Below are 6932 nucleotides of genomic sequence, written 5' to 3' on the forward strand. Positions count from 1 at the left end.
TCCCTTTTCTTTCAGTAAATTAAGTAAATTTGATAAAGGGGTGGAGAACTATGCTTCACTACATAGGGAGAAGATGCTTACAACTAATTCCAGTACTGCTTGGTATGACATTTATCGTCTTTTTAATCATACGTGCGATTCCAGGTGACCCTGCAAGAGTAATACTTGGTCAACAAGCTTCTGAAGAATTGATTGCTGAGTTAAGAAAGCAGCTAGGGCTAGATAATCCTTGGTATATTCAATACTTTGAATATCTGAAAGGTTTATTTACTGGTGATTTAGGGGAGTCGCTTCGTACAAAACAACCTATTATCACTGAAATATGGCCATACTTAGCCGCTACCATTGAACTTGCTTTAGTTGCGATGATTCTAGCAGTAGTAATCGGTATGAATGCAGGGATTATTTCGGCATGGTTCCAAAATTCATGGTTTGACTATTTAGCAATGGTAATCGCCTTGATTGGTGTTTCAATGCCTATTTTTTGGTTAGGTTTAATGGAACAGTGGGCTTTCAGTATTAATCTAGGGTGGTTGCCAACATCAGGACGAGAGGATGTAAGGAACCCTGTTGATGCCATAACCCATTTCTATTTATTAGACACATTACTTCAAGGACGATTTGATCAATTCTTATCAACTTTAAAATATTTAACAATGCCTGCAATAGCTCTTGCAACAATTCCAATGGCAATCATTGCAAGAATGACAAGATCCTCTATGTTAGAAGTGATGCGCTCTGATTATATTCGCACTGCTAGGGCAAAGGGTCAAAAAATGATTGTAGTCATATACAAACATGCTCTAAAAAATGCACTTATCCCAATCTTAACAATTATCGGTTTACAAACGGGTTTACTATTAGGTGGTGCCATACTTACAGAAACAATTTTTAGTTGGCCGGGGATTGGGCGATATATATATGAGGCAATTGGATTCAGAGATTATACTGTCATTCAGTCAGGGATATTAGTTGTCGCGTTTATGTTTGTGTTAATAAATCTTATTGTTGATATCCTCTATTCGGTTATTGATTCTAGAATTCGTTATAACTAGGAGGTGGAAAATAACATGACGTCAAAAGCGTTAGTAGTTTCATCCAAATCTGAAAAGGTAATGGGTCCGTGGAAAGAAGCGTGGTTCACCTTTCTCAAAAGTAAATCAGCTATAGTTGGGACAATCATTGTTTTATTTTTCATCCTTTTAGGGTTGATTGGTCCGTTGTTCGTATCTCAAGGAATCAATGATCAAAATTTTAGTTTGCGATTGTTACCACCTTCTAGTGAATATTGGTTTGGTACAGATGATTTTGGTAGAGATATTTTCTCTCGAATTGTTCATGGAGCGAGGATTTCTTTAGCAGTAGGATTTTTTGCAGTTGTTTTATCTGTTGTAGTAGGAAGCTTTTTAGGTATCGTTGCTGGATACTATGGACGTTGGATCGATACAATCATCTCTAGATTTTTTGATATTATGCTTGCTTTTCCAAGTATCCTCTTAGCCATTGCAGTAGTTTCTGTGTTGGGACCATCTCTTCAAAACGCTTTAATTGCCATTGCAATTATCAACGTGCCAAACTTTGGTCGACTCATTCGTTCGCGAGTATTAAGTGTAAAAGAAGAAGAATACATTGTTTCTGCAAGAGCAATAGGTATGAAAGATTCCCGTATTTTATGGCGTCATATTTTACCAAATTCATTTTCACCTGTTATTGTACAGGGAACACTGGCAATTGCAACGGCAATTATAGAAGCAGCAGCGCTAGGGTTTCTCGGTTTAGGTGCGGAAGCTCCAAATCCAGAGTGGGGGAAGATGCTTGCAGATGCGCGGGTTTATTTAATGACAGCTCCTTGGACAATGTTTTTCCCAGGAATTGCGATAATGTTAACTGTACTAGGGTTCAATTTGATGGGGGACGGCTTAAGGGATGCATTAGATCCGAAGATGAAAAGCTGAAATAAAAAGGATGGTACATCGATTTTATCGGTGTACCATCCTTTTTTTATTAGTAAAATTCTTCCTCTAAATCTTCATTTGACTCTTTACTATGGTGATTTCGGAAGGAGACAATTAATGTATCCAGATGTTCTAAATTTTCTTCATAGTCTAATATTCTTGAAAACGTATAGAACAAATGATAGCTAGAGAAATCCTCTTCACCTTCTCGAGTACTTTCATCCAATACGATTTGATCGATTAAGTGCTTCATTATCGCTGAGCGATTCAGGTGTTCTTCACTAACTATCCATTTTGAGTGTTCGGGTTTTAGTTTCCCTGTAAATTTCAATAATAGCTGCTCGTGGTATGTAAGCAGGAAATCTAAACGGTCTAAAAACAAAAGTCGGAACGAATCTGGTAAATTTCCGATAGCATTTTCATGTTTGTAAACCCTTGATAGCAATTCCATACTCTTTTTTGTTGTAATCATCATTTGACGGTAAACAACGAGTTTTCTTGCATGTCCGAAACGTTTACTTTTCGTATAATTTCGCTCTTCCTTAAAAAATCCATAAATTTTTTCTAGATCTGAATAACGGCTATGAATTTTACTAATAGCGGTTTTCGTTGAATTATGCTCTGATGCATTTCTTACAGCCAATCGCGTCCAACGAATAATATCGTCTTGTAAAGTGTGAATCGCTTTAAATAATTTAACTTCATAGCGAGGAGGTAAGAAAATCATATTTACAATAAACGCAGCAAGTACGCCTACCATCACAGTTGCAAAACGAATCGTACTGAACGCTAGAAAGTCATTTCCTTCGTAAACCATTATGGCAACAACGGTCACTAATGCTAAGGATAACGAGCTATCAAGTTTCATCTTTAGCATAATTCCTATTACAATGATGGCTGCTATACCGATTGCAACAATATGATGACCGAACAATAAACCAAATGAAACCGCGATGCCAGCACCAATAATATTTCCTTGGATTTGTTCAATAATTGATAAATAGGAACGGTATATTGATGGTTGTATCGCAAAAATTGCAGCGATCCCTGCAAAAACAGGTGAAGGCATGTTTAATAATTCTGCTAAAAAAAGCGAGAATACTATGGCAACACCCGTTTTTAATACGCGGGCACCTAATTGCATAAATGAGAGTCCTCTCTTTCATAATTAAAAACGATCTTAATTTATTCGCACTTATAGTATCTTATGATAACTATCCCCATCATACGCTACAAATACATTACCAATATGTGAATTATGCAAGTTGTGAAAATGCATAATCTGCTGCAGCTATTGTTTCAATAATGTCTTCTTCTTTGTGTTCAGTTGTAATGAACCATGCCTCATATTTAGAAGGAGCAAGGTTAATTCCTTTTTCAAGCATCAACTTGAAGAAGCGACCAAACATTTCGCCATCGGAATTTTCAGCTTGTTTATAGTTTTCAACTTTTACATCTGTAAAGTAAACGGATAATGCGCCTTTAATACGATTAATTGTAATAGTCACACCATGTTTTTCTGCAGCTTCTAAAAGTCCTTTTTCTAACATCGCGCCAAGACGATCCATTTCCTCGTAAATACCAGGTTGCTGTAACACTTCTAAACATGCAATTCCAGCCAACATTGACGCTGGATTACCTGCCATTGTTCCAGCTTGGTATGCTGGTCCTAATGGTGCCACAGTATCCATAATTTCCATACGTCCACCGTAAGCACCAATTGGAAGACCACCACCAATTATTTTACCCATTGCCGTTAGATCTGGCTTTAAACCAAGAAGATCTTGTGCGGCACCATAATGGAAACGAAATGCTGTAATAACTTCATCATGAATTGTTAATGCGCCTTTTTCTTTTGCAATTTCATGTACAAATTCTAAAAATCCTTGGTTTGGCATTACCATCCCGAAGTTACCAACGATTGGCTCGATTAAAATTGCAGCCACTTCATCTCCCCATTTTTCCATAGCTAATTGGAACTCTTCTTTATTGTTAAAAGGAACTGTAATTACTTCAGTCGCAACTGCTACAGGTACTCCAGCAGAATCAGGTGAACCAAGAGTTGCTGGCCCAGAGCCTGCAGCAACTAGAACTTGGTCAAAGTGACCGTGATAACAACCTGCAAACTTAATAATTTTAGTACGTCCTGTGTAAGCGCGGGCAACACGAACAGTTGTCATAACTGCTTCTGTACCTGAGTTTGTAAATCTCACTTTGTCTAATGAAGGAATTGCATCTTTTAACATTTTCGCAAATCGAACTTCATGTTCCGTAGGTGTACCAAAAAGTACGCCTGTTTCAGCGGCATGAGATATCGCTTTGGCAATATGAGGATGGCCAAATCCAGTAATGATTGGACCGTAAGCTGCAAGATAATCAATGTAGCGATTTCCGTCAACATCATAGAAATATGCACCTTTTCCTCTTTCCATGACTACAGGTGCACCGCCACCTACTGCTTTATAAGAACGTGATGGACTATTAACCCCACCTACGATATGTTCTAATGCTTCTTTATAGACTTCTTCTGATTTAGTATGATTCATGGTAAATCCTCCGTTGTTGATATTTACTGGTATACATTCGTGAAGCTCCGTGCTTAGTACGTTATACCTTATTTATTTAACTAGTAATTGAGATGGATTGAACATCTATTACTGATTCAATAATAATTTATCATTATTGTAGCCCTATTTACATAAAAGTGGCAAAGAAATTGAAACTATTTAGAGAGTTCTGTACGATAACGTAAAGGAGGGGATATGTATGAAAACTCTACTAAATAAAAAAGCACCTGGATTTACATTATTAAATGAAAATGGAGAAAATGTTTCTTTAAGTGATTTTCTTGGTAAAAAAGTAGTTCTTTATTTTTATCCTAGGGATCTGACACCAACTTGCATAACAGAAGCATGTGATTTTCGAGACCAACATGAATCGTTTTCTGATCTAAATGCAGTGATTCTTGGAGTAAGTACAGATTCACCAGAAAAACATGCTAGGTTCATTGAGAAGTACGATTTACCATTTTCATTATTAGTAGATGCTGACCATAAAGTATCAGAAGATTATGGAGTATGGGTATTAAAGAAAATGTACGGCCGTGAATTTATGGGGATTGAACGTTCAACGTTTTTAATTGATGAAAATGGAACTGTAATTAGAGAATGGCGAAAAGTGAAAGTGAAAAATCATATTCAAGATGTATTGAAGAGCATACGTGAAGGGGAGTAGTAAATGAAAATATATTTTACATTTGAACCAAGACCGGATTTACGTGAACCACTTGTAGAAGAGTTTCCAAATATAAATTTTGTGTTTGATCCAAAACTTCAAGAAGAAAAGCTGCGTGATACAGATGTTTTAGTTACATATGGTGAAGATTTAAATGATGAAAGAATTGAACTTGCTACAAATTTGAAATGGATATTTGTTGCATCTGCAGGTATTGAGAAAATGCCACACCAAGCTATTCATAATAGAGGAATTTTAGTTTCTAATGTGCGCGGTATTCATAAAAAGCCAATAGCAGAATCTATTCTAGCACATATCTTATCCATTAAAAGAGCGCTACCATTCATTTACGAAAATCAACAAAAAGGTGAATGGAATAAAAAAGCTCAACTATCTGAATTGAATGGTAGTACAGCATTAATTATCGGTCCTGGAGCAATTGGTTCAGAAATTGGTCGATTACTACAAGCATTTGATGTGTATACGATAGGCTGTAACAGAAGTGGCGAAGAAGTGCGTTATATGAATGAAACACACAAAATTGAGGATTTAATGTCAGTGTTACCTAAAGCAGAAATTGTCATTTCAATGTTACCTAGTACTCCGGAAACAAGACATTTGCTAAGTTATGATCATTTTAAACAAATGAGAAAAGATACAATTTTCCTAAACTTTGGTCGTGGGGATGTTGTTTCGACGGACGTATTAATACAAGTATTAGAAGAAGGTTTAATTAGACATGCAGTGCTGGATGTATTTGAAGTAGAGCCATTACCAGCTGACAATAAATTATGGAAGCTAAACAATGTTACGATTTCACCACATTTTTCAAGTCATTCTTCGCGTTATGTAGAAAGAAGTCTTGATATCTTTAAACCGAGCTTGAAAAAATGGTTAGCTGGTGATGACCAGTTAGAAAATAAAATGGATATATTACGAGGGTATTAACATTACTTTTTCTCTGAAATAACGAATATTTCTTAAATTTGAGAGTAAATTATTATTAAAAAGGTTTGAAATATTGACATTTACACAGTTTTGGCGGTACACTAATTGTAATAATTATTAAATAAGAATTTTTTAGAAAAGAGGTGCATGACGATGTCTGTAATGCATTTAAAAGATGCTCTGGACACGTTAAAGACAACTGGTGTAAGAATCACTCCACAACGTCATGCTATTTTAGAATATTTAATAGATTCAATGAATCACCCAACAGCAGATGAGATATATAAATCGCTTGAAGGTAAATTCCCTAACATGAGTGTTGCTACAGTTTACAACAACTTACGTGTATTCCGTGAAGCGGGATTAGTTAAAGAGTTAACTTATGGGGATGCAGCAAGCCGATTCGACTTTGTGACGAACGATCACTATCATATGATTTGTCAATGTTGCGGTAAAATCGTTGACTTCCATTATCCTGGATTAGATGAAGTGGAGCAATTTGCATCGCATGTTACTGGGTATAAAGTGAGCATGCATCGCCTTGAAGTGTACGGTACTTGCCCAGACTGTAGTGAATCAGAAGAACATAAATCGAACTAACCTAGCAGACGTTGCTAGGTTTTTTTGTTGGAATATATAGCTAAAATAAAAAACTAACCCTGTAAAGGATTAGTTTTCTTGTTTTTTACGATTATAAGCTTGGTCAAATTCTTTTCCAACTAGTGCTGGATCAAGTGTTAAAGGTTCGTTACAATGTGCACACATATCAACACGACCTAACACTTTTGTATGTCT

8 protein-coding genes (1 of these 8 running past the window's edge) are annotated in these 6932 nt (G+C 36.2%); 5 read left to right on the plus strand and 3 right to left on the minus strand.

The genetic code is table 11. The annotated features are described in order from the left end of the window. The first annotated feature begins 50 nt into the window (after positions 1 to 50). Together ACOQFO_RS04635 and ACOQFO_RS04640 are read left to right on the plus strand one after the other, a co-directional pair. Positions 51 to 1055, plus strand: coding sequence for an ABC transporter permease (locus tag ACOQFO_RS04635; RefSeq protein WP_421688535.1), 1005 nt, complete (start codon positions 51 to 53; stop codon positions 1053 to 1055). A gap of 15 nt (positions 1056 to 1070) precedes the next feature. After that, positions 1071 to 1955 carry an ABC transporter permease gene (locus ACOQFO_RS04640; protein WP_421688536.1) on the plus strand — a complete coding sequence of 295 codons (885 nt, stop codon included), beginning with the start codon at positions 1071 to 1073 and terminating at the stop codon, positions 1953 to 1955. A 49-nt stretch (positions 1956 to 2004) separates the two neighbouring features. On the opposite strand, the gene ACOQFO_RS04645 is transcribed toward ACOQFO_RS04640, so the two are convergent. Both ACOQFO_RS04645 and ACOQFO_RS04650 read right to left on the minus strand, forming a co-directional pair. Further along, positions 2005 to 3099: an FUSC family protein gene (locus ACOQFO_RS04645; protein WP_421688537.1), complete on the minus strand. Its 1095-nt coding sequence runs from the start codon at positions 3097 to 3099 to the stop codon at positions 2005 to 2007. Positions 3100 to 3211: 112 nt separating this feature from the next. Further along, positions 3212 to 4501 (minus strand): glutamate-1-semialdehyde 2,1-aminomutase, encoded by a 1290-nt coding sequence (locus ACOQFO_RS04650; protein WP_421688538.1) that lies wholly within the window; start codon positions 4499 to 4501, stop codon positions 3212 to 3214. 220 nt (positions 4502 to 4721) lie between these two features. Here ACOQFO_RS04650 and bcp point away from each other — a divergent pair, with 220 nt between their 5' ends. The 3 genes from bcp (at position 4722) to perR (ending at position 6737) form a co-directional block, all read left to right on the plus strand. Beyond that, positions 4722 to 5189 carry a thioredoxin-dependent thiol peroxidase gene (bcp, locus tag ACOQFO_RS04655; RefSeq protein ID WP_421688539.1) on the plus strand — a complete coding sequence of 156 codons (468 nt, stop codon included), beginning with the start codon at positions 4722 to 4724 and terminating at the stop codon, positions 5187 to 5189. Between the two features lie 3 nt (positions 5190 to 5192). After that, on the plus strand, positions 5193 to 6137 hold the full coding sequence (locus ACOQFO_RS04660; RefSeq protein ID WP_421688540.1) for a D-2-hydroxyacid dehydrogenase: 945 nt from the start codon (positions 5193 to 5195) through the stop codon (positions 6135 to 6137). A gap of 153 nt (positions 6138 to 6290) precedes the next feature. Then, complete coding sequence (perR, locus tag ACOQFO_RS04665; protein WP_421688541.1) at positions 6291 to 6737, plus strand: peroxide-responsive transcriptional repressor PerR; 447 nt, start codon at positions 6291 to 6293, stop codon at positions 6735 to 6737. Positions 6738 to 6806: 69 nt separating this feature from the next. Here the strand turns inward: perR and ACOQFO_RS04670 are convergent, their stop codons facing one another. Continuing rightward, positions 6807 to 6932: the final stretch of a DUF2614 family zinc ribbon-containing protein gene (locus ACOQFO_RS04670; RefSeq protein ID WP_421688542.1), read on the minus strand. It continues 234 nt past the right edge of the window; the window shows 126 of its 360 coding nt (coding positions 235–360); its start codon lies off the right edge, out of view; the stop codon is at positions 6807 to 6809.

Source organism: Ureibacillus sp. MALMAid1270, from assembly GCF_049202975.1.
Taxonomy (GTDB): Bacteria; Bacillota; Bacilli; order Bacillales_A; family Planococcaceae; genus Ureibacillus.

What these genes read in the sequence shown, in the direction of transcription:
- ACOQFO_RS04650 (WP_421688538.1), bottom strand. Translation starts at nt 4,501, where the DNA reads ATGAATCATACTAAATCAGAAGAAGTCTATAAAGAAGCATTAGAACAT.
- bcp (WP_421688539.1), top strand. Translation starts at nt 4,722, where the DNA reads ATGAAAACTCTACTAAATAAAAAAGCACCTGGATTTACATTATTAAAT.
- ACOQFO_RS04640 (WP_421688536.1), top strand. Translation starts at nt 1,071, where the DNA reads ATGACGTCAAAAGCGTTAGTAGTTTCATCCAAATCTGAAAAGGTAATG.
- ACOQFO_RS04660 (WP_421688540.1), top strand. Translation starts at nt 5,193, where the DNA reads ATGAAAATATATTTTACATTTGAACCAAGACCGGATTTACGTGAACCA.
- ACOQFO_RS04635 (WP_421688535.1), top strand. Translation starts at nt 51, where the DNA reads ATGCTTCACTACATAGGGAGAAGATGCTTACAACTAATTCCAGTACTG.
- perR (WP_421688541.1), top strand. Translation starts at nt 6,291, where the DNA reads ATGTCTGTAATGCATTTAAAAGATGCTCTGGACACGTTAAAGACAACT.
- ACOQFO_RS04645 (WP_421688537.1), bottom strand. Translation starts at nt 3,099, where the DNA reads ATGCAATTAGGTGCCCGCGTATTAAAAACGGGTGTTGCCATAGTATTC.